Origin of the sequence: Cupriavidus sp. OV096 (assembly GCF_900115455.1) — a bacterium.
Lineage (GTDB): Bacteria > Pseudomonadota > Gammaproteobacteria > Burkholderiales > Burkholderiaceae > Cupriavidus.
Window position 1 is genome coordinate 126154 of record NZ_FOWM01000001.1, and the last position, 23987, is coordinate 150140.

General features: G+C 63.4%; 33 protein-coding genes and 1 tRNA gene. 17 read left to right on the top strand and 17 right to left on the bottom strand.

What is annotated here, in order from left to right:
- Window positions 1-4: 4 nt before the first annotated feature.
- The 16 genes from BM115_RS00585 to BM115_RS27565 all read right to left on the bottom strand — a co-directional run bounded on the left by BM115_RS00585 (window position 5) and on the right by BM115_RS27565 (window position 12139).
- On the bottom strand, window positions 5-430 hold the full coding sequence (locus BM115_RS00585) for a structural cement protein Gp24 (RefSeq protein ID WP_255370652.1): 426 nt from the start codon (window positions 428-430) through the stop codon (window positions 5-7).
- Between the two features lie 19 nt (window positions 431-449).
- On the bottom strand, window positions 450-1526 hold the full coding sequence (locus BM115_RS00590) for a DUF2213 domain-containing protein (RefSeq protein ID WP_092289507.1): 1077 nt from the start codon (window positions 1524-1526) through the stop codon (window positions 450-452).
- A gap of 9 nt (window positions 1527-1535) precedes the next feature.
- Window positions 1536-2372, bottom strand: coding sequence for a phage head morphogenesis protein (locus tag BM115_RS00595; RefSeq protein ID WP_092289509.1), 837 nt, complete (start codon window positions 2370-2372; stop codon window positions 1536-1538).
- A complete protein-coding gene (locus BM115_RS00600; RefSeq protein WP_092289511.1) occupies window positions 2311-3585 on the bottom strand; it encodes a phage portal protein in 1275 nt (424 codons plus the stop codon). Before BM115_RS00600 ends, BM115_RS00595 begins: the two co-directional genes overlap by 62 nt.
- Window positions 3586-3594: 9 nt before the next feature.
- Window positions 3595-4986, bottom strand: coding sequence for a phage terminase large subunit (terL, locus tag BM115_RS00605; RefSeq protein ID WP_092289513.1), 1392 nt, complete (start codon window positions 4984-4986; stop codon window positions 3595-3597).
- Window positions 4987-4989: 3 nt separating this feature from the next.
- On the bottom strand, window positions 4990-5391 hold the full coding sequence (locus tag BM115_RS00610; RefSeq protein ID WP_092289515.1) for a hypothetical protein: 402 nt from the start codon (window positions 5389-5391) through the stop codon (window positions 4990-4992).
- A 9-nt stretch (window positions 5392-5400) separates the two neighbouring features.
- On the bottom strand, window positions 5401-6765 hold the full coding sequence (locus tag BM115_RS00615) for a site-specific DNA-methyltransferase (RefSeq protein ID WP_092289517.1): 1365 nt from the start codon (window positions 6763-6765) through the stop codon (window positions 5401-5403).
- Window positions 6766-6780: 15 nt separating this feature from the next.
- Window positions 6781-6854, bottom strand: a tRNA-Gly gene (locus tag BM115_RS00620).
- A gap of 389 nt (window positions 6855-7243) precedes the next feature.
- Window positions 7244-7960: a hypothetical protein gene (locus tag BM115_RS00630; protein ID WP_092289520.1), complete on the bottom strand. Its 717-nt coding sequence runs from the start codon at window positions 7958-7960 to the stop codon at window positions 7244-7246.
- Complete coding sequence (locus BM115_RS00635) at window positions 7960-8478, bottom strand: RusA family crossover junction endodeoxyribonuclease (protein WP_092289522.1); 519 nt, start codon at window positions 8476-8478, stop codon at window positions 7960-7962. The genes BM115_RS00630 and BM115_RS00635 overlap by 1 nt, the downstream gene beginning before the upstream one ends.
- On the bottom strand, window positions 8475-8978 hold the full coding sequence (locus BM115_RS00640; RefSeq protein WP_177219824.1) for a hypothetical protein: 504 nt from the start codon (window positions 8976-8978) through the stop codon (window positions 8475-8477). Before BM115_RS00640 ends, BM115_RS00635 begins: the two co-directional genes overlap by 4 nt.
- A 287-nt stretch (window positions 8979-9265) precedes the next feature.
- Window positions 9266-10414 (bottom strand): DUF1376 domain-containing protein, encoded by a 1149-nt coding sequence (locus tag BM115_RS00645; RefSeq protein ID WP_092289523.1) that lies wholly within the window; start codon window positions 10412-10414, stop codon window positions 9266-9268.
- Window positions 10415-10679: 265 nt separating this feature from the next.
- Window positions 10680-10982 (bottom strand): hypothetical protein, encoded by a 303-nt coding sequence (locus tag BM115_RS00650; protein ID WP_143093833.1) that lies wholly within the window; start codon window positions 10980-10982, stop codon window positions 10680-10682.
- A gap of 242 nt (window positions 10983-11224) precedes the next feature.
- Complete coding sequence (locus tag BM115_RS00655) at window positions 11225-11443, bottom strand: hypothetical protein (protein ID WP_092289527.1); 219 nt, start codon at window positions 11441-11443, stop codon at window positions 11225-11227.
- On the bottom strand, window positions 11440-11691 hold the full coding sequence (locus BM115_RS00660) for a hypothetical protein (protein ID WP_177219826.1): 252 nt from the start codon (window positions 11689-11691) through the stop codon (window positions 11440-11442). Before BM115_RS00660 ends, BM115_RS00655 begins: the two co-directional genes overlap by 4 nt.
- Before the next feature lie 163 nt (window positions 11692-11854).
- Window positions 11855-12139 carry a YdaS family helix-turn-helix protein gene (locus tag BM115_RS27565; protein ID WP_092289528.1) on the bottom strand — a complete coding sequence of 95 codons (285 nt, stop codon included), beginning with the start codon at window positions 12137-12139 and terminating at the stop codon, window positions 11855-11857.
- 85 nt (window positions 12140-12224) lie between these two features.
- On the opposite strand from BM115_RS27565, the gene BM115_RS00670 reads away from it, so the two are divergent.
- From BM115_RS00670 to BM115_RS00720, 13 genes are all read left to right on the top strand, one after another.
- Window positions 12225-12686, top strand: a complete 462-nt coding sequence (locus BM115_RS00670) for a helix-turn-helix domain-containing protein (protein WP_092289530.1) — start codon at window positions 12225-12227, stop codon at window positions 12684-12686.
- A 169-nt stretch (window positions 12687-12855) separates the two neighbouring features.
- Window positions 12856-13125 (top strand): hypothetical protein, encoded by a 270-nt coding sequence (locus tag BM115_RS26995; protein ID WP_143093834.1) that lies wholly within the window; start codon window positions 12856-12858, stop codon window positions 13123-13125.
- A 73-nt stretch (window positions 13126-13198) separates the two neighbouring features.
- A complete protein-coding gene (locus BM115_RS00675; protein ID WP_092289532.1) occupies window positions 13199-13513 on the top strand; it encodes a hypothetical protein in 315 nt (104 codons plus the stop codon).
- Window positions 13510-13746 (top strand): hypothetical protein, encoded by a 237-nt coding sequence (locus BM115_RS00680; protein ID WP_092289534.1) that lies wholly within the window; start codon window positions 13510-13512, stop codon window positions 13744-13746. Before BM115_RS00675 ends, BM115_RS00680 begins: the two co-directional genes overlap by 4 nt.
- Window positions 13743-13904 (top strand): hypothetical protein, encoded by a 162-nt coding sequence (locus BM115_RS27235; protein WP_177219827.1) that lies wholly within the window; start codon window positions 13743-13745, stop codon window positions 13902-13904. Before BM115_RS00680 ends, BM115_RS27235 begins: the two co-directional genes overlap by 4 nt.
- 125 nt (window positions 13905-14029) lie before the next feature.
- On the top strand, window positions 14030-14953 hold the full coding sequence (locus BM115_RS00685; protein ID WP_092289536.1) for a YqaJ viral recombinase family nuclease: 924 nt from the start codon (window positions 14030-14032) through the stop codon (window positions 14951-14953).
- On the top strand, window positions 14950-16104 hold the full coding sequence (locus BM115_RS27545; RefSeq protein ID WP_092289538.1) for a RecT family recombinase: 1155 nt from the start codon (window positions 14950-14952) through the stop codon (window positions 16102-16104). The genes BM115_RS00685 and BM115_RS27545 overlap by 4 nt, the downstream gene beginning before the upstream one ends.
- Window positions 16105-16171: 67 nt before the next feature.
- Complete coding sequence (locus BM115_RS00695; RefSeq protein ID WP_255370653.1) at window positions 16172-17083, top strand: DNA translocase FtsK; 912 nt, start codon at window positions 16172-16174, stop codon at window positions 17081-17083.
- Complete coding sequence (locus BM115_RS00700) at window positions 17083-17487, top strand: hypothetical protein (protein WP_092289540.1); 405 nt, start codon at window positions 17083-17085, stop codon at window positions 17485-17487. The genes BM115_RS00695 and BM115_RS00700 overlap by 1 nt, the downstream gene beginning before the upstream one ends.
- A 253-nt stretch (window positions 17488-17740) precedes the next feature.
- On the top strand, window positions 17741-17926 hold the full coding sequence (locus tag BM115_RS00705) for a hypothetical protein (protein ID WP_255370654.1): 186 nt from the start codon (window positions 17741-17743) through the stop codon (window positions 17924-17926).
- Window positions 17923-18231: a hypothetical protein gene (locus tag BM115_RS00710; protein ID WP_092289542.1), complete on the top strand. Its 309-nt coding sequence runs from the start codon at window positions 17923-17925 to the stop codon at window positions 18229-18231. The genes BM115_RS00705 and BM115_RS00710 overlap by 4 nt, the downstream gene beginning before the upstream one ends.
- Window positions 18228-18905 (top strand): hypothetical protein, encoded by a 678-nt coding sequence (locus tag BM115_RS27000; RefSeq protein WP_143093835.1) that lies wholly within the window; start codon window positions 18228-18230, stop codon window positions 18903-18905. The genes BM115_RS00710 and BM115_RS27000 overlap by 4 nt, the downstream gene beginning before the upstream one ends.
- Window positions 18902-20683 (top strand): DNA cytosine methyltransferase, encoded by a 1782-nt coding sequence (locus tag BM115_RS00720; RefSeq protein ID WP_092289546.1) that lies wholly within the window; start codon window positions 18902-18904, stop codon window positions 20681-20683. Before BM115_RS27000 ends, BM115_RS00720 begins: the two co-directional genes overlap by 4 nt.
- A 515-nt stretch (window positions 20684-21198) precedes the next feature.
- Here BM115_RS00720 and BM115_RS27425 read toward each other — a convergent pair.
- Entirely contained in the window at window positions 21199-21435 is a 237-nt protein-coding gene (locus tag BM115_RS27425) for a hypothetical protein (protein ID WP_092289552.1), read from the bottom strand.
- Between the two features lie 210 nt (window positions 21436-21645).
- On the opposite strand from BM115_RS27425, the gene BM115_RS00740 reads away from it, so the two are divergent.
- From BM115_RS00740 to dcm, 4 genes are all read left to right on the top strand, one after another.
- Window positions 21646-21954: a hypothetical protein gene (locus BM115_RS00740; RefSeq protein ID WP_092289554.1), complete on the top strand. Its 309-nt coding sequence runs from the start codon at window positions 21646-21648 to the stop codon at window positions 21952-21954.
- Entirely contained in the window at window positions 21954-22148 is a 195-nt protein-coding gene (locus BM115_RS27005; protein WP_143093836.1) for a hypothetical protein, read from the top strand. The genes BM115_RS00740 and BM115_RS27005 overlap by 1 nt, the downstream gene beginning before the upstream one ends.
- Complete coding sequence (locus BM115_RS00745) at window positions 22145-22405, top strand: helix-turn-helix transcriptional regulator (RefSeq protein WP_092289556.1); 261 nt, start codon at window positions 22145-22147, stop codon at window positions 22403-22405. The genes BM115_RS27005 and BM115_RS00745 overlap by 4 nt, the downstream gene beginning before the upstream one ends.
- A 319-nt stretch (window positions 22406-22724) precedes the next feature.
- Window positions 22725-23987, top strand: a complete 1263-nt coding sequence (dcm, locus tag BM115_RS00750) for a DNA (cytosine-5-)-methyltransferase (protein ID WP_092289558.1) — start codon at window positions 22725-22727, stop codon at window positions 23985-23987.

A 23987-nucleotide genomic window follows, 5' to 3' on the forward strand; every position in this document is an offset into this window, starting at 1 on the left:
GCGCTCAGGCAGTAAGCGGGTTGTGCAGTTCCACGCGGACGACCTGGGTGCCGTTGCGCAGCGTGATCTTTGGGGTGCGGAATACCGCGTTGGCCAGCCGCGTCGCGCCGCCATCGGAGACGGTACCGTCGGCATCGAAGCTGACGGGGTAATTCACCGTCACCGTCCCGCCTGGCGTTGCGCGCGCCCATACCATGCCGCGCCGGATTACCGAGGCGCAGTCCGTCCTGACATACTTGCTGGCGTTATAGGAAACCGTGTGCGTATGCAGCGAAATGCCGCAAAGCCTGATGATGCCGCCACCCGGCCCCAGCAGACCATCAGCCTGCAGGCCGCAAACCAGCCCAAAGGGCAGGTCGGCGCCGACCGGGAAAGACTCGACGAGGTCGTCCCGCGAGTCCACCTTCATGCCCGGGAAGGCCGGGTCCATTTGGTCTTCGTACATGATGTCACTGGCCTCCGTTCATATTGCTGATCATCCGCACGCGTGCGGCGGCGGCAGACTGGTTGGCGCCGGCATTGCCGCCGCCCTCGTCCTTGCCGTCCTGCTTCATGCTCGGTTGCATGTCGCGGCGCTGCTGGCCGATGGAATCGGCCCGCCGGCCCTTCTCGGCCACGGCCATGTCGTAGGCCACCTCGATATAGGCGTCCGACTTGCCGGCGACGTCGAAGGCATCGCCACGCACCGCCTTGATGACGGCGACGCGGATGTCCTTGTCAGCCATGTCCTGCTTCAGCTCCACGCCCATGGTCTTCGCATCGCCCTCCAGCTTGAGACGCGCCAGCGCGGCGGCTTCCCCGTCCTTGCGCGCCTGCTCGATCTTGCCGGCTGCCTCGTCGGCGCGCGACTTCTCCGAATCGGCGCGCGCCTGCTCGGTGTCGGCCCGCTTGGTCTCCACGGCCGCCTTGGCGCGCAGCGCCTCCAGTTCCTGGGCTACCTCGGGCGCGGCGTCGTAGGACAGGCCCGAGTCAAGCCGCACTTTGACAGTCGTCATGTTGCTTTCCTCATCGTTGCTCAAATCGGCATCCGCCGCATCCAGATTCAGGCGGGCATTACCGGCCCTGCCAGCGCGCACGAGGGCCAGGTGGTTGTACCTGATGTGCCGTTGCACGGCGTCGTAACGCTGGCCGTTCCACACCCCGGGGGTCTCGTCGAGATCCAGCGTGTAGCCGCAGGACAGGTCCTTCTTCCCCTGCGCAACCGGCGTCGTGTCGTGCACGATCACGTCGCCGCGCGTGTCCTCGCCGTCCTGCCGGCCCTCCGACAGCACCGCGCCGACGGTGTGCGCCTTGGCATTGCGCGCCGTCACGAGGCCGGGATGGCCGTCGGTGATGGGCTTTCCTTTCAGGCTGGCGAGTGTCTCGGGGTGGAACACCTCTTCCGGCGGCCGCAGCTCGTACCGCGTCGACCCATCCGCCCGTCGGTAGGGAAACACCCCGACGCGGGTCAGCACGGGGCTGTCCTGCAGAAAGCCCTCCGCCGTGCTCGTGGCCTTCAGCGGCGAGGTGTCGAATCGCATTTCCATTGGGTGTCCTCAATGCACAATCAAGGCGTCCAGGTCGTCTAGCGATGGCAGGACTGCCTCGGGCCAGCATCGGCACCGGATCGGCTGGCCCGGATGGCCGTCCGGCGGCGGTTTGTCCCATGAGAACGTCTCGCCCTCACGTTCCACGTGCTCGTCGCGCTCGCGCTCGTCCAACGTGCCGCGCCAGCGGTATTCCTTGATGCCGACGTTCTGCTGCCGGTACGCCGTCAGGCGGCCATTCAGCTTGCCGATCTGGTCCCGGGCGATCAGCTCGGCCCGGTTCATCGGAAGGTTGTACGTCTCACGGATGAGCTTCGTGAGGCTTCGCACGGTTTCGCCCCGCTGGACGGCGGCTACGATCCTGCCCTGCAGCTGCTCGACGTACTGGCTCGGAATGGACCTGATCAGGCGCAGATTTTCCGCCTCCCAGACCCGCATGAGCGGCGCTAGACCTGGCTCCGTGACGAAGATGTCCACGCCGTAGGCGGACCGAAGCGTCTCGTGAAACTGGCGAGAATTGAAGCGATCCATCCGCTCGCCAAACATCGTAATGACCGACTGCAACACCGCCTCCGAGAGTACGGCCGCGGCCACGGCCTCAGCGAAGGCAACTTCCATCGCGGTGTACCAACGGTCATCCTCTGGCGGCTGCCTCAGGTCATCGGCCCGCGCGGCGCCGAGCGCCGGCATGACATGCCGGTCTACTGCCGCGATAATCCGCGACGCGTAGCCCTTCACGAACCGAACATACTCCCGTTCAATCGCCGCGGGATACAGCCACTTCTTAGGCTTGCGCGGCGTACTGCGTGGCTGCCTGGCGACTGTCTTGTTCGGCATCGAGTCCATACTTGCCCTCGGCGGTGAGGTAGTCTTTCGCCTCTTCTTCGCTCAGCACGCCGCGGTCCACCAGCGTGCCCAGCGCATTCGCCTCCGCCGCCTGGGCATCAGCGGTGGTCTTGCTGATATCCGCGCCTTCCTTGGCCGTCGGCGTGTCCAGTGATGGCCAGACGATCGACCACTGCTTCGGCGCGCGCCCAATGGTCTTCTGTGCCAGGATCAGCGCCACGAGCCGCTCCAGCGCAGGCGTAGCCTTGCTCTTCTGCAGGCCCTCGACCAGGTCATGCAGGGTGTCGAAATCGGCCTCGCCTGTGGCGTTCTGCCCGGCAGGCGAGCGACCATAGAGCACCGTCACCGGTATTCCGGTCTCGGCGGAGAGCGCAATCTGGAACTCGCCCACGATTTCGCGCACTCCGGCCACGCTCGTGTCTTCGATGCGGTATTCGTCCTCGCTGTCGATAGCAACAGTGTTCAGGATGTTCCGGGCGGAGTCGACAAGGGCGATGCGCTTCTGCGCCAATTCCTCTAGCTGCGCCTTGATCAGGTCCGCCAGACCTTTCATCCCGTAGACCGCCTGCTGCTTGCGCTCTAGGATGCCCAAGGACCAACGCAGGGACTGCAAGTAGTCGTTGATGATCTGGTAAGGGCGCCGCGCTGCGCTGCGGCCGGCCCAAGGTACGCCCTTGATGGCAGCGATGCGGCGGGGCAGCGGGTCGCCAGGCACGGGAATCAAGCGGCTCTCATGGACCAGAAACTCCGCATCGGCCACACCCGACGCCTGTGTGCGCACGCGATACACCTCCGGCATGCCGAAGTTGGGCTTCGTCGGGTCGATGTAGCGCCGATCTGTAGCGCTGATGTCGTCCAGGTCGAAGACCTTCAGTTCCTCGATGCGGTTCAACGCTGCAGTACGCAGCGGTGTCCGAAGCAGGCCGCCATCATCTGCAATCACCACGATGGCCGCGCCGCCGCTCAGCCGCGCCCAACGCATGCCGTCGGCCAGGGCCGGCAGCACTTTCAAGCGATCCAGCTCATTGGCGACAACCTTCTCATCGTCTCCAACGATCTGCACGCCCCGAGACACCGCCTTGTCCGCCGGCAAGTCCACCACGCGTGCGTACAGGCCGCCGGTGGCGTAGAGCTCGATGACCGACTGCGGCGGCATGAGCCCCGCGCGGGCATGGCGCCCCAGCACCGCGGATTCGTATCCATCTAGTCTCATGCGGTCTCGTCAGCTTGCCAGCGCCCTCGCCCTGGCAATGTTGTCGCCCAAGCTATTGAACGCTCGGGACAGTCCGTCCACCTGGTCGTCGAAGGCGCCATTCGGGAACATGCGCATCTCACCAATTAGTGCATCGTTCCACGAGGCGCGCAGCATGCGGACGTTGCCGACGTTCACTTGGGCGGCGAATGGCGCGGCCCGCGTGGCCTTGTCCCCGCTCTCCGTGGAAAAGGCGAACGACGTGCCAAACAGCTTCTTGCTCAGATAGCTGGCCTGCGCCTTGCCGGCCTGGCCGGGGTCCTGCGGGATCGACTGCATGATCCGCGGCCCGTCGCGCCGTGCCGTATTGACCAGAAGCCGCTCGACGTCGTCCGGCCCGCCGCGTTCGCGCTGGACGTCCGCAATCCACAGGATGCCGTCCGGGCTGCGGCCAAGCAGTGGGCCGGCGGTCCAGTCGCCGCCGCCTTTGGTCGCGGCCAGATCCCAGCCCCGCACGAACTCCAGCCCCGCCGGCAGCGCATCAACGATCTCGATCCTGCTCGGCTTGAACACGCCGCCGTCGCGCGGGGCCGGCGCCTGCATGTACTGGCCGGCGAACACATAGGGGTTCGCGTCTTCCATCCGGGCCAGGTCGGCAGCCGAATGCTTCTCCGGCCAGAGCGGCGTGCCGTCCTCATTGCGCGCGGGGATGCAGACATGCTCCCACGCCTCGCCATTGCCGCCGCCCAGCAGCCAGCCGGCCAGGTCCCGCTCGTGCAGGCGCTGCATGATCAGGATGATCGGCGTGTCCGGCGTGTTGGTGCGCGACTCCAGCGTGTTCTGGAACCACTCGATCACGCCCTCGCGAACCGGCTCGCTTTCGGCTTCGTCGGGCTTGTGCGGGTCGTCGATGATGATCGCGCCGCCGAAGCCGTCACGCTGCTTACCGGCGCCGAAGCCTGTAATGGGCCCGCTGGAGCCAGTGGCGTACATCACGCCGCCAGCGGTCGTCTTCCAGTCGTCGCGAGCTGACGACGATGGGTCCAGGCAGGTTCCGCCGAAGATCTCGCCGTAGGCCGGGTGCGCGAGCATTTCGCGCGTCGCCAAGGCATTTTTGCCCGCCAGCTTGGCCCCGTATGACGTGTGGATGAACTCTGCGTCCGGGAAATGCCCCATCGCCCACGAGACGAAGTTCGGCACGGCCAGCTCGGTTTTCGAGTACCGCGGCGCCACGTTGATGATCAGCCGCCGGCACCGCCCCCGGAACACCCTGGTCAGCGCGTCGCAGATGGTCTTGTGGTGCGGCCCGCGCTTCCATTTGAAGCGGCGGCGCTGATAGAACATCCAGCGCGTGTAGAAGTAAAGGTCCTCGCGCGCCAGCTCGGCCGCCGCCACCCGCTCGGCCGCCGAGTACTCACGCATCACCTACACCTCGTCGAGCAGATCCCGGGCGATCTCCCGAAACTCGTCCTTCGTCATAGACACACTTTGCAGCGGCCCGCCGTCCTTACCGGTGAGTTCAAGCTTGGACCCTTCCTTCCACCCCGCCTGGCACTTCATCCAGAAGATCGCCGCAGTGACCGCCTTTTGATCCTTGCCCATGGCGTGCTGAAACAGGTTCTGCGCAACCATCGCGGTGGCTAGCGCCTTGGAGTCCTTCAGCTCGGCGCGGAATGCTGCACGGAGAGTCTTTACATCCACCGGCCTGCCCGTCTGCGGATTCTTGATCTTGCTGCAGATCATGTCCTGCGGAGTGCCGCAGGCGGCCATAGCGGCAACGGTAACGCGCTGCTTCTCCGTAGGCTCGAAGGGTTTCCTGCCTGCCATTTGACTCGCTCACCTTCCTCTGACGTGCCGACTGACCCACGCGCGCAGCGCATCAGACACCGATCTGCGCTGTACTGCCGCGGCATCCATCTTCGGTTCGGCCACGCCAGCGGCACGTGCCACCGCAACGTCTTCGAACGACCGGCCATCGGCCAGGCGAGCATTGTCACCCGTCACGGCGGTCCATCGCCTGAGGATGACATCGCAGTAGCGCGGATCGATCTCCATCAGGTATGCACGCCGGCCTGTCTGCTCACAGGCGATTAGCGTGGAACCCGACCCGCCAAAGGGGTCGAGTACGACGTCGCCGACCCGCGAACTATTGCCGATGAGATATTCAAGGAGTGCCACCGGCTTCATCGTCGGATGCTCCTCGCTACGGCTCGGCCTGTCGAACGCCCACACAGTGGATTGCGCCCGGTCGCCGTGCCAGCAGTGCGCGGCACCCGGCTTCCAGCCGTAGAGGACGGGTTCGTGCTGCCAGTGGTAGTCGTTCCGTCCCAGCACGAAGGATTGCTTCACCCAGACGCAGCATTGGGCCAGCTTCAGGCCCGCTGCGGCAAACGCGGCTCGAAAGGCGATGCCCTCGGCATCGGCGTGGAACACGTAGACACCCGCGCCAGGCCGGGCACAGGCCGCGAGGTTCTGGTACGCCGCCAGCAGGAAGCGCCGAAAGGCGTCACCGGACATGGCATCGTTCTCGATGTGCAGGCGCTCGGCCGTCTTACCTTCGTAGCCGACGTTGTACGGCGGGTCGGTCACAACCAGATCCGCACGGGTGCCGTCCAGCAGCATCCGCATGGCTGCCCTGTCCAATGCATCGCCACAGAGCAATCGGTGACTGCCGAGCTGCCACAGGTCACCTGGCTGGCACACTGGCTTTGCGGGAGCCGGCGGCACGTCATCCTCTTCCGCCTGCGCTCCAATATCCGGGCGCATCGCCTTCAGCTCGTCCTCATCGAAGCCCAGCAGATCCACATCGAAGCCAATGTCCATTAGCGCCGACAACTCGCCGGCCAGCAGCTCCGTGTCCCACGAAGCGTTCTCAGCCAGCCGGTTGTCGGCCAGGATGTATGCGCGCCGCTGGGCAGTCGTCCAGCCGGTGCAATCGATGACGGGCACGGTGCCGGCTGGGATCTCGCCACCGCTGGGCAGCCGGATGGCCTCACCCGCGTCATAGAGCAGCTTCGCCGCCTGCACGCGTGCGTGGCCGGCGACAATTCCATCCCGGTCAGCCAGCACCGGCAGCGTCCACCCGAACTCGCGGATGCTGTCCGCCAGTTGCTCGATCTGGGCCGCCGAATGAGTCCGTGCGTTGCGCGCGTAGGGCGCAAGTTCCGCAACCGGTCTGAACGAGACATCTGGCTTTGCCATACGACCTCCCGAGGCTGGAGCGGGCTACCGGATTCGAATCGGTCCAGGCGGCTTGGAGGGCCGCTGCCTTACCGCTCGGCCCGGCCCGCACGGACCAAACTGGGAAACAAAAAAGCCCGCTGGCTTTCGCTCAGCGGGCTTTTACTTTCTCATCACGGATGATGGCACATCGTGGAAGTAGCGCTTCCCATCCTTCTCCATCATCCACTTGTTGGAGTATCCAAGGTGGCCAATCGGGTCAGAATTGGGATCAGCATTCAGCCGCTGCTTCTCGCCCCGACGCCACCGCCGGTGCCAGGCCGCCTTGTCGGCCGCCTCGCTTTCCGCAGTAGTCACCCCTCTAATCGCCGTTTTTCGCTTGCTCCTCGCCATCTCGACTCCTTTTCGTAGGCCGGACGTGCGAAAGCCCGCTCGATGGCGGGCTTTGGATACAGCTACTGCGACTATGGCAAAAATGTAGTTCGTTTGTCACACGGTGTCAAGCGTGCGCTGGCGCCGCGCTTCGCGGAAGCTGCGCGGGCAGCGTCACCGCTCTGGCGGCAGCCGAACGGGCTCGCTCCACTTCCCACTCGCGCTCGGCCTCGGTCGATACCACGCCGTGCTCCCGGAACGTCGCGCCCAGCCGCTCCACCGCCCGCGCCTCCAGCGCCACAAAATGCGTGGCCATCCATTTCGCCGCCCGCTGGACCTTGCCCCGGTTCACGCCCCATCGGTCACCGATATCGCGCACTGACATGCCGTCGCACTTTGTCTTGCGCGGCGCATAGTGCCTCGCAATCAGGTGAAGGACTGGCTCGTAGGCGTGGATGCCGCAGATCACGCGTGCGTAGCCAGCGAGTATCCGCACACCCTCCGTCTTCTCGTCGCCTACGCCGTAGCGCGCCAGCATGGCGCCCCGCTCCGGCCTCGGCAGACGGTCGCGCACCGCCGCCACGATCATCGCGCATTGCCCGCGCACCTCGAGCATGTCCAGGTCGCCAAAATCGATGCGCCCGGCGCCGGGCTCGCCCCGCAGCTGCTGCAACCACGACTGCTGCCGGCCGGTGAGGTGCGACACACCCTCCATGGCGCGGATCAGCGCCCGCCGCATCTGCCCATCGGCCATCGCCGGCTGCGACAGGATCAGGAACGAGACATGCAGCGCCTGCTCGGTGTATTGGAAAATCGCGTCCATCGGGTGTTCCACTTCACTCATCAAGCCCTCTCCAGCGGCAGCTCCATCGCTTCGACATAGACGCCTGGCGACGTGCCGTATTTCTTGCTGACGCGCAGCTCCACCGCCTGGGAGTCATCCACCCAGACGATGCCGTTCAACCCATCCTTGATGGCCTTGAGAACGTTGTCGGCGTCCGGCTTCTTGGTCGCGCAAATCTGCCCTGCTTCAGCCATCGCCTGGCGCTTCTTCGACCAGCTGGCCGGGATGGTCAACGCGATCTCCACCACCAGGTGAATCGGGCCGGCGAACGGCATGCGAGCACCCATAGCCTGCTGCGCTGCCAGCGCGACACGGTTCTCATAGTTCGCCGTCTTCTCCGGCGTGTGGTGAATAACCACTGGCCGGCCGCTGCCGTTGAAGACCGGTTTGCCGCCGCGCATCAGGGGCGCGCTGCGGGCGCGGCCTTTTGCCACGGGCTGACCGGGGATGCTGAAGCAGACACGGGCTGGCGCCAGCAGCGCGTCGGGCTCATTCTTGGCGTCGCTGGGCTGCCTCATTGCTTGACCTCCTGCCCGCAAATCACGAGTTTCTTGCGACCGCAGCGCACGCAGAAGACGCAGCCCGTGGTGGCATTCCGGCAGAATGTGCAGTCGCGCCCGAAGACGGCACTGCACTCGGTGGCTGCCGGCACGTGGACATACGGACTACTCGCCTCGAGCGCCGTTTGCAACGCTGCCAACTCGCCCGGATTCTCCTCGCGCCACTGCTGCCAGCTCGCGTCCGACAGCTTCCACTCGATCCACTCGCGGCAGTCAGGCTTAGCCAGGAACGGCTTACGGCTTTTGCTGCACCGTTCGCAGCGCTGGTGGCGCATGCAGCGGTGGTTGCCGCAAAAGAACAACCCACAGCCCCACTCGCCACCGTGCGGCTCGCCGCCGCACACGTGAGCCAGTCCGCGATTGATCAGCACGTTGCAGTCGGGGTGATCGCAGATTGCCGGCACCCCGTATCCGATGTCGCGTTTCCAGGTTTCGTCGTAACCGATGCTCCAGCCCATCACCGGCCCTCCCGTTCGGCGGGACATGCGATTGCCGCGCCCTGTTCCTTCGTCTGATCTGTCATGGTCTCTTCCTGCTGTCAGGTTTGTCGGAAAACTACGAGGGGCGCACTGGTTTTTATATTCGGGAAGAATGGGCTCGAATCGCCCGCTAAGCCTTGTCACATCTGGATCGGGCCATGTTCGGATTCCGGGAAAAATGGCCACCCATCGCCGCCGGGCCCACTCGCACTCGGCCATCAGGCGCTTGACCCATACGAGGTTTGACGGTTTCTGCGATGCCATGGTCAGTGCCTCCCGGCCGGCGAGGGCCCCGCGATCGTCGTGGCGCCCCGCGCCTTCCACACCCATGGGCCATCCCCGGCAGCCTCGAAAACACGGGCCTTGAAGTACGGAAACGGCTCGTCGTGAGCCTGGTGGACGCCAAGGTCTTCGCCCTGCCGCGCTATGCCGGACGCGCTCTGCCACCAGGCGACGTCGTGGCCGCTGCTGCGTGGCGTCGTGCCGTCTCGCGCGGCGAGGACGTCGGCCAGCAGCACGTCCACCAGCCCCACGTTGACCGGCTGCGACGAGCGTGCCGTGCAGCGTCTGGCCTTGGCGCCATCGATGGCACAGGCCAGCTCCTTGGGCGTCACGCCCTCCTCCGCCCAAAGCCGCAGGCGTTCGTCGCCCGGCTCCGCATCGACCCCATGGGTGGCGAGAATCTCGGCAAACGCAGCGGCGGCAGGCGGCGGCTCAGGCCCGCTCGCGCAACCACCGCCGGGTGCTATGCCGCTGCCTTGTTTTAAATACTGTCCCTGTCCCTGTCCCTCTCCCTGTCCCTTGGAGTCGATTTCCCTAGGGACATCGGGGGGCTTTTTTGGGGACATGTGGGGTATGTCCTCGGGGACAAGTGCCTGTTGTCCTCGGGACATTTGGTCGTTGTCCTCGGGACAGTTCGCGTTTGTCCTCGGGACATTGGCGCGTTGTCCCGAGGGACAACCGGCCTCAACCCACTCATCAAGGTCGGGCTCCTCGTATGGCACCTTGTGCCGCTGGCAGTATTTTTTGATGCGGGCGCACTCCGTCTTGAAACGCTGCCGCAGCTTCGCATCCCAAGCATCGCGCGCCTTCTCTGCCACCACGGGGTGATAGAGCCGGCCATCAGCGCAGCGCACCCAGCCATGCATCGCGCCCTGACGCACCTTTCTCCATGCCTCGACGACGCGGCCATATCCCGCCAGCGCGGAGAGCGTCTTGTCGTCGTCGGGCAAGCTTGCCGCCGGGATCTGATGCCATGCAGCGCACCAGAGCATCACGGCAGCGCGAAACTCCTCGGCGGTCGCCTGGATGACCAGGTCGCTGTCGCGCAGGCGGACCACGTCCAGCGGCATGAACTGAAAGTCGCGAAGGTCGCAGTCCGCCGGTGTGAGGGGTGCGGGCAAGTCCTGGCTCATGCCGAGTTTTCCGCCCCCATGCGCTGGCATACAGCGGTGCTGCCGATTGGCCACAGGTCAACGTCACAGCATTCGCCATCGCCGCTGTAGGTCGCTCTCAACGAAGGTATCTCGAGTACGCGAAGCGGCGCACCTTCGGCTTCGACAAGCCAGGCCGCATTCCCATCGATGGGCCGTGCGCGCGCAATCACCAACACCACCCGGCCGACATTCTCCTGAAAGGGGTCGCGGGCGATGATGGCGAGATCTCCTGCCTTGCACCTGGTCACAATGACCACCCTGCCCCGCGCAACCCCATGCGCAGCTCGCAGAGCCGGCGAATGCCTGACTCGTAGCCCGTGAGGACGCCTTTCCCAACGATCCGCTCCGCCGGACGGTTTGGCGCGCTCGGCGCAAGGTAGAACCGGATGCCGTCGACGAGGGTCGTCGCGACGGTACCGTCGGCCACCGCGGGCTTCATGGCGCGGCGCAGTTTGCAGGCTGGCACGGCAAAGCGGCGGGCCAGTATGGGCTCGCTGAACCGCTGGACGGGATTGTTGAGCAGATGCTCGATGATCAGCTGCGCCAACTCGGCGTCGGTTGCGCATTGAGCTCTGATGCCGCATGTCCTATTCATGGAACGCCTCCTGGCAATCTGAATTCTTCGGTCGGAAGGCAAGGCGGCAGGCGCGCTCCACGTGCGCGGCCCAGCCCCGCCCCCAATGTCGATGAAAGCGGACCAGCGGCCCGCGCGCTAAAGGGTTCTCGCCGAACGGCGCCCCGGCGCGGGCGGCAAGCCAGCCAGAGCGGAAGGCGGCGCGCTCGAATTGCTCATGCATCGCCACCCTCCTCGGCTGTCCCAATTTGTCCCAGACCGGCCTGCGCTTCCCTGGCCAGCACGAGGGGATGCACAGCGCCGTAGCGGCTGCGCATGACATGGAACCCAAGGTGGTCAGGCACCGGCACGCCGGCGCGTTCGGCCTCGGCCACGAGCTCGTCCGCTGCCTGCGCCGGCAGTGCCACGTCCAGGTGTTTCACCGTTGGGCTCATGGCGCGCTCCTTGGGCCAAACTGGGCCGAATCGGACCTGACATCGCGCGGCGGTGCGGGCAAGATGCCGACCATTGGCGGTGGCAAGGTGCCGACGGCGCCGAACAGGTGCTGCTCGAGTATGCGGTTGACCGCCGCGGAAACGCTCTCCTGGCCGTGGACTTGCATGTACAGCTGCAGTGCGTCGTAGGTCCGGTCGCGGACGTGGGACTTCACCTCATTACGGCGTTCGTTGTGACGGCGGGTCATGGATCGATCAAATGAAGGATTGGCTTCACAGGCGCGGATCGGCGCCCGATGGGCAAACGGGTGAGCCCCGAACGTGCGGCGCGCCTGAATTCCATCGCCCCACAAACGTTCCAGAGAAGCGGCGCGGGCGCAATCGCAATAACCTTGAACTTGATGCCAAGCCTCACGACACCCCCCTATCTGAGCCGTCAGGCGAAGGATTTCCACAACCGTGGAGACTAGTTCTGAGGTATTGCCACTGGCCGGCCAGATCCGGCCGCAGCCGTTCGCAGGTCACGCCGGTACCCTGCTCTATCAGCGGGCAGTACTCCGCCGGCACACCAAGTGGGCTGTTCAGCCACTTGTGAAAGTGCGCTTGCTTCTTCCCACACATGGCTGTGAGCCTTGACTGAGATCCGGCGATGCGTGCGGCTTCAAGCAACGCCTCGTGAGATTGATTCTTTTCCATGCGACCAATATATAACTATAGTTATCTATCAGTCAATAACCCTAGTACTTTGACGAGCCACAACCGGGGTTATATCGTTCGGCCTATGAAAACGTTGGCCGAACGACTCCTCCACGCGCGCAAGACCCGGGGCCTTAGCCAAGCCGCCCTCGGCGAGCTTGTAGGGCTGTCACAGCCAATGATTCGAAAGATTGAGCAAGGATCGGAGACCTCGAAGGTGGTCGAGCTCGCCATCGCCTTAGGCGTTCGCCCCCAATGGCTTGCATCGGGGGCCGAACCCATGTCCGACTCCAGCCAGAAGCGAACGGATCACAGCCTCCCGCAGGAGCCAGCGAAGGCAGCGGCGATTGACCGACTGCTTCAGGCCGCGCAGGCACTGACTATCGAGCAGGTCACTACGGTGGCGGCAGTAATGGAAGCGATGACCCAAGGCAGTTTCGCGACGAATGCCGTGATTCGGAAGATCTCGCGCGAGGGGGCCGTCACTGATTTTGACATCGATACAGGCACAGAGGCGCCTCCAACCCGGAAACGCAAGACAAAGTAAGCCGCCCACTGGGCGGTTTTTTTTCGCCCCTAAGTTTCGAAGCTTTTTCCGATATGAGAGCGACAAGAGCGACATCGGAAAAAACCTGAACTCAGCGCGGAGCACGCCTAGGGATTGCACTGCACGCTGTCTCGCGCCAGTTCGTATCCCGCCCCGTGGGAGTTCGTTCTTGGGAAACGTCTGCGACATTTCAAAATTCCGAACCAGGCGAATTCGCGCTCGCCGAACTCAAGCTGAAGCCGACGAAGTCCAGCTCGCCTCGCCCCCTCCCCCCATCAAAAAACAGAGGGATGGCACGATCGAACTTCGACATTTTTCCGATGGCTCCATCGAAATTGCCCTGGACGGCATCTACATCACGGACCGTTGCTCAGCGATGGCTGATGCCATCCAGCTCGCCGAATTTGCACGCAGCCGCTACACCCGAAGGTCTAAATAAATAACTGTGGTTATTGACATGACGATAACCCAAGTAATATTCTCTGCGCATCGACTCACACGGATGCACGCAGATGAACGATATCCAAGCCGCGGACCTGATCGCCGCCGACCTTCGCGCCGGCGCGGTCGAGCCGTACTGCCCGCCTGACCAGGCATTGCAGTACCTAGGCGACATCTTCAAGGCCGGCAATGTCGGCTACCTCGTCGCCGAATCCCCCTCTCAACACCTACGTCGATCACACGAACTCATGGGCGTCCGCGCCCATGCGATCTTCGACGAAATCATAGGGCGCAACGTCCAGCGGGTAGCCGACGAGGAGACCAAGGCCTCGGCACACGCACGCTCCGACGCCAGAGAACTCGTGACCGAGCGGGGGCCGGCATGAGCGCCCTCGACACATCAGCCACCTACGGCACGTTCGCCGAGAAGGCGTTCCTCGACGAAATGGCCCGCAAGCGGACCGGCGCCGCACTGCTGTCCGGCTACCTCGCGGCCGCCGAAAAGCGGACCGTCTGGGACGCCATCAACAAGGCTGAGGTGCTGCTGTACGCGCAGTTGCTACTGAACGCCGGCGGCGCGGGCGAGACGACTTGCCAAAGCGCGGCGGGGCCAGCATGACCCCGCGCAACAACGCCCGCATCGGTCGTTACGTCCGCTGGTTCAACCGCTGCGCCTGGACAGCGTTTGTACTCGCCCTCCTCTCGATCGCCTATTCGCTGGCCATTGATGAGCCTGCCACGGTCATCCAACCCGCCATCCAACGGAACTCAGCATGAAAGACGCCTTGACATGGGAAGCCTGGGTACGTGCGCAACGTGCCGCCGGCTTCCGCCTTACCGGCCGCTGGCTAGCCAGCGGCGAGCCCGAAGTTGTTCGCATCCACTGATAAGGAGCACCTGACGTGAACGCACGCGAAGAATGGCTACAACAACGCCAGCAAGGCATCGGTGGCTCCGATGCGGCTGCCGCCATTGGCCTCTCCCGGTTCAAGACGCCGTATCAGCTGTACCTCGAAAAGCGCGGCGAGCTGGCGGCCGAGAACCTGGACGACAAGGAGGTCATCCGTTTCGGCAACCTCATGGAGGAAGTGATCGCGCGGGAGTACGCGCGCCGCAACGGCGTCAAGGTGCGCCGGCGCAATGCCATCCTTGAGCATCCGAAGTACCCGTGGATGCGGGCCAACGTCGATAGGTTGATCGAGGGCCAGCGCATCGGTCTGGAGTGCAAGAACGTTGACGCCATGGCCTTCCGCTTCGGCGAATGGGGTGAGCCAGGCACAGACGAGGTGCCCGATGAATACCTGTTCCAGTGCGTTCACTACATGGCCGTCCTCGATTACCCCGAGTGGCACCTCGCGGCCTGCGTGGGCGGCAACAAGTTGAAGACCTACATCGTCCGCCGCGACCCGGAACTCGAGCAGATGCTCATCGAGCAGGAACACGCATTCTGGACGCGCGTCGAGAACGACGACCAGCCCGCGCCGGACTACGAACACACCACGACTGGCCCGCTCCTCAAGCGCCTCTATCCCGGCACCGACGGCAGCGAAGTGGACATAGCTGAACTCGAGCACTGGCACAAGGTTCGCCAGGACGCCGCCTCGGCGGTGAAGGCATATGAGAGTGTGCTCGACGCCGCCACCAACCACATCACGGCCTTCATGGGCGGCGCGGCCGTCGGCCGACTTCCGGACGGAAGCTTCTACCGCCGCAAGGAAATCCCTCGCAAAGGGTACGTCGTCGACCCGATGACGTACGTCGACTTCCGGCATATGAAGCCCGAGAAGCCGAAGAAGGCGACCACGGTCGAGCAGGAGGCAGCATGAGCAATCTGACAGCCACGGACACTCAGCAACAACATGCTCTCACGTCCGCCGCCATGGTTCTGGATGCCGCCACCATCGAGGCCATCAGCCGCGTGGCCGAGATCATGGCCGCTGGCAAGGCCACCGTACCTCGACACCTGCAGGGCAACCGGGGCGATTGCTTCGCTGTGACGATGCAATCCATGCAATGGGGAATGAACCCCTTCGCGGTTGCTCAGAAGACCCACCTGGTGAACGGCACGCTGGGCTACGAGGCCCAGCTGGTCAACGCCATCATCACGGCGCGGGCGCCCGTCACCGGGCGCATCAACTATGAATGGTTCGGCGAGTGGGACCGCATCGCTGGGCGCTTCAAAGAGGTGCCTGCGAAGAACAACCCGGACGAGAAGCGCATCGTACGCGACTGGTCGATCGAAGAAGAGAAAGGCCTCGGCGTGCGTGTGTGGGCGACCTTCCGGGGCGAATCCGACCCAAGGGAGTTGCGCCTGCTCCTGTCGCAGGCAGGCGTGCGCAACTCGCCTCTCTGGGGACAAGACCCGAAGCAACAGCTTTCCTACCTCGCCGTGAAGCGATGGTCTCGCCTGTACTGCCCTGACGTCATTCTCGGCGTCTACACGCCGGACGAACTCGAAGATGCGCTGCCGCAGCCTGAGCGAGACATGGGAAGGGTTGAGGACGTCCGCAAGACCAATTCTCCTGCGTCGACCACCCGCGCCAGTCGAGCAAAGGACAAGCTCCAGACCCGCTCCGCTCAGGCAACGGACGTGCCGGCAACCGAAGTCACGACAGGCGATCCGGGACTTGATGAAGTGCTCGGCGCCATCGGCGCAGCCACAAACGGCACGGAGCTATCCGCCGCCGGCCAGCTCGCAGCACAAATGGCGGATGGGCCCGACAAGGATCGCGCGCGCGAAGCGTATCAGGCCAAGCTCCAGGCCGGAAAGGCCGCAACTTCAACGCAGCCTGTACAGGCGCCAGCCTCGGACCACAACGATGTTCTGACCTTCGCCCAAGTGATGGAGGACCTGCAGAACGCTCGGTCGATGGAAGCGTTGAATCTGGCCGCTGACCTGATCAGGTACGTGCCCGACATGGTCCAGCAGGACGAACTTCGCAATGAGTACGAGCGCTTGAAGCGCATCGGCAGCTGACCGATTCGCAGCGGAACGCCGCGCGTACCAAGAACCAGGCGTGACGGCCGCCAGAGGCGGCACCCCAATGACCAGCCAGGACACGAACATGAGCCACTCACCTGAAATGCGAGACACCCTGAACATGACTGCCGGCACCGTTGGAAGGGATCTGCTTTCCGCGCTTGTGCTTGAGATGAAGATGATGCCCTCGATCTGGGCAAAGATGTCCCAGAAAAAGCAGGACGACATCATTGAGCGGCTCCGCAACCGCGTCGACACGGCGGTCAAGATGGCGGTGCATCTGATCGCAGCCAATGGCCGGACAGTCCTTCAAGGCGATCTCGACAAGGTGACGATCCACAACGGCACGCAGGCCACGATCAAGTTCGGCAAGGCCGCTCCCGGCCTACTGGAGCTGGCCACGGCCCAGGGTCAAGCGGTGCTTCTCGTGGTCAGCGGCAATCCAGAGACCTTCACAGGCGGCATGGATGAGGTCCGTGGCGAGGCCGACCAGCGGGGGTTGGATCTGGGTCGGGAGTATGCAGACGACGATGGCGCCGGTATGCCGCCAGCAACCGATGGTGACGATGTGGTCGATGCCGAGTTCAAAGTGCTCGGCATCGACCACCAACCCCTTCAGGACGAACTCAATGCCGCCTTCGAGGCCGGCGCCACGGCCGCCGCCGAAGGCAAGCCGGAGAGCGCATGCCCCGTCATGGCAGGCCCGCTGTGCATCGAATGGGTGAAGGGCTGGAAGGCATGGCGCGAAGATGAGCATCCCGAGGTGATCGATGAACTGTACGACCAGGCCGTCGAATGCGTCCGCGCGGATGGCAAGGTGAGCATCAGCAAGCTACGGCGGCAGCTCCAGATTGGCAACGGCCGGGCTGTGCGACTGGTGGAAGAGATGGAAAGGCGCTGTGTCGTCAGCCCTGCGGATGCGGATGGCCAGCGCACGGTGATTGGCGAGGATGACGCCAGCCGGGAGGCAGCGTGATGGGTGCCCCCAAGAATACCAGGCACGCCGAGGCGTTTTGCCTGATGCATTACGCGTGCAAATGCGGTCATCACGAGGTGATCTGGAACAGCCGGGACGGCGTGACAGCGTTCTACGTCCCGTGCCCGAGTTGCGGCGAGGTCATGGGCATGGCCCACGTCAAATGGCATCGCGACATCTATGCACCGCACCACAGGCCACATTTCGGCCAGCGAGTGTGGGTCGGTATGTCCGAGCAACGCGCTCATGACCTGGCAATGCGCCGCGTACTGAACCTAAAGAAGACGCGCGGAATCGACGCAGTAGGGGAACTGCCCGACCTTACCGCCGATATCTGGCGCCACGGCGATGCGCCCGACCTGCGCGTACAAGGGCACAACTTCGAGCATTCGGAGGCGGCTTGATGGGCGAGATCGCAGACATGATGCTCGACGGCACGCTGTGCGAAGGCTGCGGCTGCACGAATCGCAAAGGCGGCGATGGGCCGCCGTGGCGCTGCGGCAGATGCAAGGACGATGCACCTCCTGTAACGCCCGAAAGGCAAACAAGCCCGAGTAACCGACTCGCCAAAGTCCCCTGCGCTACCTGCGGCAGGCGCGTGAAGCGGGTTGGACTCGACGACCACGTGCGCGACACGCATGCATCGGGGGAGACGCAATGATGATCAGCACAGCTGCCATGATCCAGCGCCTCGAAGGAATGCTGGACACCAGCGGCCTCATCACCTGGGAACAGGACTTCGTACGCAAGCTGGCTGCCGTCATGCGCGCTGGTGAGGTGACGCAGCTCACAGGTGCGCAGGTCGAAAAGCTAGACGAACTGCACGAGAGGCACTTCGGATGAACATCAAGCTCGATTTCTATGCCGTGGTTAGCCAGCGTTTCACCGCGTCCGGCTACGCAGCCGGCAAGCCGTCCGTGCGCGTGACTCGCACCAAGCCCAACTGCGATGCAACGGAGGTGCCGATCCGCATTTCACTGCAGTTGCCCGAAAGCCTCTTCAAGAGACCAAGCCTGCGCGCAACCATCGTCGTCCCCGAGGGACAGGCGCAGTTCGAAATCACGCCCGACGTAGAGGAAGGAATTGCGCAGCTTGTGCGAGAGCACATGGGGATCACGATGCAAGTACACGCGGGAGAGGCAGCATGATCCGCCGCGAATACAAAGCGTTCGGCTACTGCTTCGGCCTCGGCGGCGGCTCCATTGCACATCCAACGAAGGTGTCAAGCGTCGACCGTCAGAACGTCCTTGAGAAGCTTCGCCGCTTCGTCGTCCCGTTTTCTCGCTCGTCGAAGTGCCCCCTCTTTGTATTGAAGGGCAAGGTCGTCTCGATCTTGCAGTTCTCGCAAGGACTCAGTGACAAGGCGCTGCATGTGCAGAACCATAGCCAACAGTTTCAAAGGAAGCGGCCGATTCAAAAATCCCCGCAGAGCCGCTTGCACGTCCAACAGTCTGTCGGGGTGGGATTCAAAAGGGTCCCCACTGTCGTGCCCTTCTATATCTCTCATCGACTGCCCAATGGCACCTCGGGCGTGAGCCAAGAAAGTCGCGGCGGACCTTATGAGTTCGACCGCATCGTCATGCCTGCGGGTAGCTTCTGCTCGCATTTGCAGCCGATACTGATGGTTCGCTACCAGGAACGCGCCGGCAAGTGCCCCGATGGAGCCAAATGCCTGAACCCAGGAGGCCCACTCACTGCTGTTGGTCGGGGGAAATCCGATCAACGCTGTCAACAGCAATCCAGCGGCGAAGCCACCGGCTACGAGCCCCATTTCCTTTTTCCCCATTTTCTTCCTAATTTTTTGGGAGGCATCGTAGCATGATCCGCCGCGAATACAACTGCTTCACCATGTGCTCTGGCCTTGGCGGCGGCGCCAAAGGCTTTCGCAAAACCGTGGCCCATGTCGGCAACATGATCGCCACCTGGCGATGCATCGGCGGCATTGACAACGACCCTGCTGCAGCCCGGGATTTCGAAGCGCTTGTGGGCACGCCTTGCACCGTCATGGATCTGTTCACACGGCAACAGTACGCGGCGTTCCACGGCACTGAGCCGCCTGCGGACTGGCACGAAGCCACCCCGGGCGACATCCAGTGCGCGGCGAACAACGAGCATCCGCACTGTGTCTTCATTTCGTCCCCATGCAAGGGCGCGTCCGGGTTGCTGTCCGAAACCCTGAGCCGCACGCCCAAGTACCAGGCGCTGAACGAACTGACGCTGCGATGCGTCTGGCTGATGTGCGAAGCGTGGAAGGATGATCCAGTCGAGTTGATCGTGTTCGAGAACGTTCCGCGCCTGGCCACGCGCGGTCGACACCTGCTCGACCAGATCGGGCAGTTGCTGCGGCACTACGGCTATGCCGTGAACGAGACGACGCACGACTGTGGCGTGATCGGCGGGCTGGCCCAGAGCCGGAAGCGCTTCCTCCTGGTCGCGCGGCACACCGCCAAGGTGCCTGCGTGCCTGTACGAGCCGCCCGTGCGCCGCCTGCAGGGCGTCGGCACCGTGATCGGCCGCATGCCGCTGCCTGGCGCCAAGGCCGGCGGGCCGATGCACCGTGTCCCGGCACTGCAGTGGAAGACGTGGGTGCGGCTGGCCTTTGTGGAGGCGGGCGGCGACTGGCGTACCCTGACCCGGCTGGCAATCGAAAACGGGCAGCTGCGCGACTACCTCATCGTCCCGGAGCGCCGGAATGGCTATCTGGGCGTGCTGGACTGGAACGAGCATGTCGGCGCGGTCGCGGGCGAGTCGCTGCCGAGTAATGGCGCGTTCTCCGTCGCCGACCCACGCGGCCCGGCGGACGCAGCGCAATACCAGCAGTACGGCGTCCTTCGCTGGGGCGACGCTTCCGGGGCCATCATCGGCGTGAAGTCGCCCGGCCAGGGCACCTTCAGCGTCGCGGATCCGCGCCACGCCGGCCCGGCCAAGCACAACAACGAATATCGCATCGTGCCATGGGGCAACGCCTCCGGCGCCGTCACCAGCGCGCACGGCACAGGCCAGTGCGTGGCCGACCCCCGCCGCGTGGGTCCGACCTTCGGCAAGTACGCCGTCACGTCGTGGGAGTCGGCGACCGGCACGGTAATCGCCGGCAGCACAACGGGCCAGGGCGCCTACGCGGTGGCCGACCCGCGACCGGGCTTCCACCGCGAAAAGGGGGACAACTACCTGACCGCCGGGCACTGCGGCGTCATCGGCTGGAATCAGCACAGCGGCGCGGTATCCGCAGCGGCAGGCTACGACAACGGCCGGTGGTCGGTGGCGGATCCCCGGCTGCCAGCGGCAAACGCCAAGCTGGTCGCCATCATTCGGGCGCTGGACGGGACCTGGCATCGCCCGTTCACCACGCTCGAACTGGCCGCGTTGCAGTCGCTGATCGAGCCGGAGGAATACCTGGAACTGGACGGGCTGAGTGATCAGGCTTGGCGCGAGCGGATTGGTAATGCTGTGCCGCCAGACGCTGCGCGCGCGATTGCGGAGGTGATGGGGACCACGCTGCTGCTGGCGGAGACTGGCGAGACGTTCATGCTGTCGGCTACGCCGGTGTGGGTGCGGCCGGTTGCCATTGCACTGTCGGTGCCGCAGCCGGACGCTGCGTAATGTCAGTTCTCAACCTCATGCCATCCGGCGAAGCTGTCGTTCATATCGTTCTCGTATGTCCATTTCGTCCCGCACGTCGAGCAAGTGAACGACGTTTTGATGACGGGCGCCTTCCCGAACGGACGGATTTTCTCACTGCCGGTTTCAACAAGGGCTTCGTGACCCCGCTCCCCCCGCCTGTCGGGGACGATCGAAAAACAAGCATCGCACTTCGCCACGGCCATCTCCCAAGAATGGTGAAGCTATGTAGCACTCATGAAGGTGCCGGTGAAAGACTACTCCGGGCTCCGTTCAATTCGAATCTTTGCATCACGCATGGCGTCGGCCATCGCAAGTTCACACGTGGGGAAGGACATGCCTTGGCTCTCGAATCTCGCTTGGTCGTCGAGCGTGTACGCCCAATGCCACACCCCGAAAGTCCTCTCGGTCAATTCGAAGCTCACGTGCCGATCCATGAAAATGAGGCTCTCTGCCATGGCTTGTCCCTCCAATTCGTCGGGGGTCAAAAGGGCAACTTACTCGTCCACGCCCAATATCACGTCCACCGCAGCACGGCCAGCGACTTCAGCCACAAGATATGCCCATCGTTTGGAGAATGGGCTGCCGTGAACTTTGATCCGCTTTCCTATCGCGGCGACTCCAGCTGGAGTGGTCGGCCCCGTGATCTGGAACCAGACGTCAAACATGTCTGTGGACGCTCCAGTCAGGAACATCCGGATCTCGAAGCCTCGGTACTCGGAAACGCGTTCCATATCCGCCCCCGCAACGTGATACCGATCCTAGCATGACCAACTCCCCCTCACCTTCCCGCGATGGGCCAGCCCACCGGCGCGCCGGCGTGGGACCAAGAGGTCATTGATCCCGCAATGCAAGCTACCCGCACGCGGCCCCAAACGATTCAACGAATGACCGAAGCAGCCGCACGCTTTAACAAAAAAACAGCCAGAACCTGGAGCATCAGCATGAGCGAAGCAGACCTGATCGAACGCATTGCGGTGGCCGTGGCGAACCACGTGCGGCCGGCGCTGCCAGTGAGCGTCACCCTGTGGGACGTGGAGCGCATCGCCGAATACCTGGTGCGCTCGCCCAAGGTGGTGCGCGAGCGGGTAGTGACGCTGCCCGGATTCCCGAAACCGATCCGCATCCCCTCCGTGCAGTCCGGCAAGAGCGAGCAAGCAAAAGCGCTCCCGCGCTGGAAGGCCGCCGAGGTCATCGCGTGGACCGAGTCGTACCGCGAGCAGCCCGTGGGCCGACCGAGGAAGGTGGGCTGATGCAACTCGACCGTTGCTACCAAGGCTACTGGCGCAACGTCATGGGCCACCCGATCGCGACCGGCGTGAGCGTGCCCACCGGATTTACATTGCCGCGAGCACGCCGCCTGACGACCCAAAGAATGACCAATGCAGCAGCACGCATGATCGAATTGACCCGCCCGCCGGCCCGGTGGATTGGAGCGAAGCCTTGAAATCTAGCCTCTTTCTGCTGGCCGCGCAGTTCGATGGGCGGATGCTGCTGTCGCTGGACGAGGTCTGCGACGCGATCGGGATCCAGAAGCAGACCGCGTACAACCGGATGTCGGCCGGCACGTTTCCTATCCCGATGCGTAAAGAAGGACGCAACCTGGTCGGCGACATCCGCGACGTGTCGGACTACCTCGATGAGCAACGGGCTGCGGCCCGGGCGAACTACCAACGAATGAAGCGCGCGCTGGCCACGGCTTGAATGCGGACACACTGAAAAACATCATCACTGGTCTGCGGGTCGAGTTGTGAACGCTTCCGAAGTACACCCGCACCTAGCCCGCCAGTCGGCGCGCGGACGATTGGTGTCACCCAGAGCGCTCAGCCGTTGCACTGTACAAATATACAGTATAGACTTTTTTGCAAGTCACTCATGACGTTGGTGGAGACAGCCTTTTGCTCCACTTTTCGCCATCGCTCGACAATGTGAGGACTGGACCCTGGGACCATTCAGGGGCATAATGTCCGCCAGCATTCCCATATGGGTCGAAAGCACAAGAAGGGCAAAAAGGGAGCAAGGCATGGGCGATCCCATTGAGATTGAGGCGATCCTCTCGGAGGCGCGGAAGAACTGGACACAGAAGGAGCTGGCCGACTTACTCGGTGTGGATGCGAAAACTGTTTCGCGTTGGGAAACAGGCAAAAATTTGGCTCCCCGGATGGTCGGTTTGGCAATTCGTGAGCTCATGCGGAAGGACGTAGAGGTTCCGAAAAGCCCTCGCACACCGTCCGTCAGCGGTGGAGATTTCACCTTCATCGATTTGTTCGCTGGAATCGGCGGCATCCGCCTCGGCTTTGAGCGGCAAGGCGGCAAATGCGTATTCACAAGCGAGTGGAATACTTTCTCGCAGAAGACCTATGTTGCAAACTTCGGCGATGAGCACGAGGTCAATGGCGACATCACCAAAATCGAAGCCTCCGATGTTCCTGATCATGATGTGCTGCTTGCCGGCTTTCCTTGTCAGCCCTTCAGTATCGCGGGGGTTTCAAAGAAGAACTCACTAGGCCGGGCCCACGGGTTCGCATGCGATACGCAAGGCACGCTGTTCTTTGACGTCGCACGTATTCTTGAAGAAAAGCGGCCGAAGGCTTTCCTGCTCGAGAACGTCAAGAACCTGGTCTCACACGACAAAGGCCGGACGTTCAGTGTCATCATGCGCACTCTTCGCGAAGAGCTTGGCTATCATGTCGAGGCACGTGTCATCGATGCCAAGAGATTCGTTCCTCAGCATCGGGAACGAATCGTTATTGTCGGTTTTCGAGAGGACGTAGGATTCAGTTTCGACGATCTAGACCTTCCCAATGAAGGTCCACGACTCGCCTCAATTCTGCACCCCGAGGATGGTAGCGAGTCGGCGGAGGCACCGTTCACAGCTGGACCTAAGGCGAAGGTCTCTGATAAATATGTCCTGTCGGACAAGCTGTGGGCCTACCTGAAGGCCTATGCGGACAAGCATAAAGCCGCCGGAAACGGTTTTGGCTTTGGCCTTGTTACCCCCGACATGGTCTCAAGAACACTTTCGGCCCGCTACCACAAGGATGGGTCAGAAATCCTTGTGTCGCGCGGGAAGAAGAACCCACGGCGACTCACTCCGCGCGAGTGTGCAAGGCTCATGGGCTTTCCCGACGACTGGAAAATTCCTGTTTCGGATACTCAGGCCTATCGCCAGTTCGGCAATGCCGTCGCCGTACCCGTGTTCGAAGCCGTCGCCGCGTTGATGAAACCGCGCGTCATGGCCTTGGCCGAGAAAGAGGCCGGTACGCCCCGACTGTTTGCTGCCTGA

What these genes read in the sequence shown, in the direction of transcription:
- BM115_RS00585 (WP_255370652.1), bottom strand. Translation starts at nt 430, where the DNA reads ATGGACCCGGCCTTCCCGGGCATGAAGGTGGACTCGCGGGACGACCTC.
- BM115_RS00590 (WP_092289507.1), bottom strand. Translation starts at nt 1,526, where the DNA reads ATGGAAATGCGATTCGACACCTCGCCGCTGAAGGCCACGAGCACGGCG.
- BM115_RS00595 (WP_092289509.1), bottom strand. Translation starts at nt 2,372, where the DNA reads ATGGACTCGATGCCGAACAAGACAGTCGCCAGGCAGCCACGCAGTACG.
- BM115_RS00600 (WP_092289511.1), bottom strand. Translation starts at nt 3,585, where the DNA reads ATGAGACTAGATGGATACGAATCCGCGGTGCTGGGGCGCCATGCCCGC.
- terL (WP_092289513.1), bottom strand. Translation starts at nt 4,986, where the DNA reads ATGCGTGAGTACTCGGCGGCCGAGCGGGTGGCGGCGGCCGAGCTGGCG.
- BM115_RS00610 (WP_092289515.1), bottom strand. Translation starts at nt 5,391, where the DNA reads ATGGCAGGCAGGAAACCCTTCGAGCCTACGGAGAAGCAGCGCGTTACC.
- BM115_RS00615 (WP_092289517.1), bottom strand. Translation starts at nt 6,765, where the DNA reads ATGGCAAAGCCAGATGTCTCGTTCAGACCGGTTGCGGAACTTGCGCCC.
- BM115_RS00630 (WP_092289520.1), bottom strand. Translation starts at nt 7,960, where the DNA reads ATGAGTGAAGTGGAACACCCGATGGACGCGATTTTCCAATACACCGAG.
- BM115_RS00635 (WP_092289522.1), bottom strand. Translation starts at nt 8,478, where the DNA reads ATGAGGCAGCCCAGCGACGCCAAGAATGAGCCCGACGCGCTGCTGGCG.
- BM115_RS00640 (WP_177219824.1), bottom strand. Translation starts at nt 8,978, where the DNA reads ATGGGCTGGAGCATCGGTTACGACGAAACCTGGAAACGCGACATCGGA.
- BM115_RS00645 (WP_092289523.1), bottom strand. Translation starts at nt 10,414, where the DNA reads ATGAGCCAGGACTTGCCCGCACCCCTCACACCGGCGGACTGCGACCTT.
- BM115_RS00655 (WP_092289527.1), bottom strand. Translation starts at nt 11,443, where the DNA reads ATGAGCCCAACGGTGAAACACCTGGACGTGGCACTGCCGGCGCAGGCA.
- BM115_RS00660 (WP_177219826.1), bottom strand. Translation starts at nt 11,691, where the DNA reads ATGACCCGCCGTCACAACGAACGCCGTAATGAGGTGAAGTCCCACGTC.
- BM115_RS27565 (WP_092289528.1), bottom strand. Translation starts at nt 12,139, where the DNA reads ATGGAAAAGAATCAATCTCACGAGGCGTTGCTTGAAGCCGCACGCATC.
- BM115_RS00670 (WP_092289530.1), top strand. Translation starts at nt 12,225, where the DNA reads ATGAAAACGTTGGCCGAACGACTCCTCCACGCGCGCAAGACCCGGGGC.
- BM115_RS00675 (WP_092289532.1), top strand. Translation starts at nt 13,199, where the DNA reads ATGAACGATATCCAAGCCGCGGACCTGATCGCCGCCGACCTTCGCGCC.
- BM115_RS00680 (WP_092289534.1), top strand. Translation starts at nt 13,510, where the DNA reads ATGAGCGCCCTCGACACATCAGCCACCTACGGCACGTTCGCCGAGAAG.
- BM115_RS27235 (WP_177219827.1), top strand. Translation starts at nt 13,743, where the DNA reads ATGACCCCGCGCAACAACGCCCGCATCGGTCGTTACGTCCGCTGGTTC.
- BM115_RS27545 (WP_092289538.1), top strand. Translation starts at nt 14,950, where the DNA reads ATGAGCAATCTGACAGCCACGGACACTCAGCAACAACATGCTCTCACG.
- BM115_RS00695 (WP_255370653.1), top strand. Translation starts at nt 16,172, where the DNA reads ATGACCAGCCAGGACACGAACATGAGCCACTCACCTGAAATGCGAGAC.
- BM115_RS00700 (WP_092289540.1), top strand. Translation starts at nt 17,083, where the DNA reads ATGGGTGCCCCCAAGAATACCAGGCACGCCGAGGCGTTTTGCCTGATG.
- BM115_RS00705 (WP_255370654.1), top strand. Translation starts at nt 17,741, where the DNA reads ATGATGATCAGCACAGCTGCCATGATCCAGCGCCTCGAAGGAATGCTG.
- BM115_RS00710 (WP_092289542.1), top strand. Translation starts at nt 17,923, where the DNA reads ATGAACATCAAGCTCGATTTCTATGCCGTGGTTAGCCAGCGTTTCACC.
- BM115_RS27000 (WP_143093835.1), top strand. Translation starts at nt 18,228, where the DNA reads ATGATCCGCCGCGAATACAAAGCGTTCGGCTACTGCTTCGGCCTCGGC.
- BM115_RS00720 (WP_092289546.1), top strand. Translation starts at nt 18,902, where the DNA reads ATGATCCGCCGCGAATACAACTGCTTCACCATGTGCTCTGGCCTTGGC.
- BM115_RS27425 (WP_092289552.1), bottom strand. Translation starts at nt 21,435, where the DNA reads ATGGAACGCGTTTCCGAGTACCGAGGCTTCGAGATCCGGATGTTCCTG.
- BM115_RS00740 (WP_092289554.1), top strand. Translation starts at nt 21,646, where the DNA reads ATGAGCGAAGCAGACCTGATCGAACGCATTGCGGTGGCCGTGGCGAAC.
- BM115_RS27005 (WP_143093836.1), top strand. Translation starts at nt 21,954, where the DNA reads ATGCAACTCGACCGTTGCTACCAAGGCTACTGGCGCAACGTCATGGGC.
- dcm (WP_092289558.1), top strand. Translation starts at nt 22,725, where the DNA reads ATGGGCGATCCCATTGAGATTGAGGCGATCCTCTCGGAGGCGCGGAAG.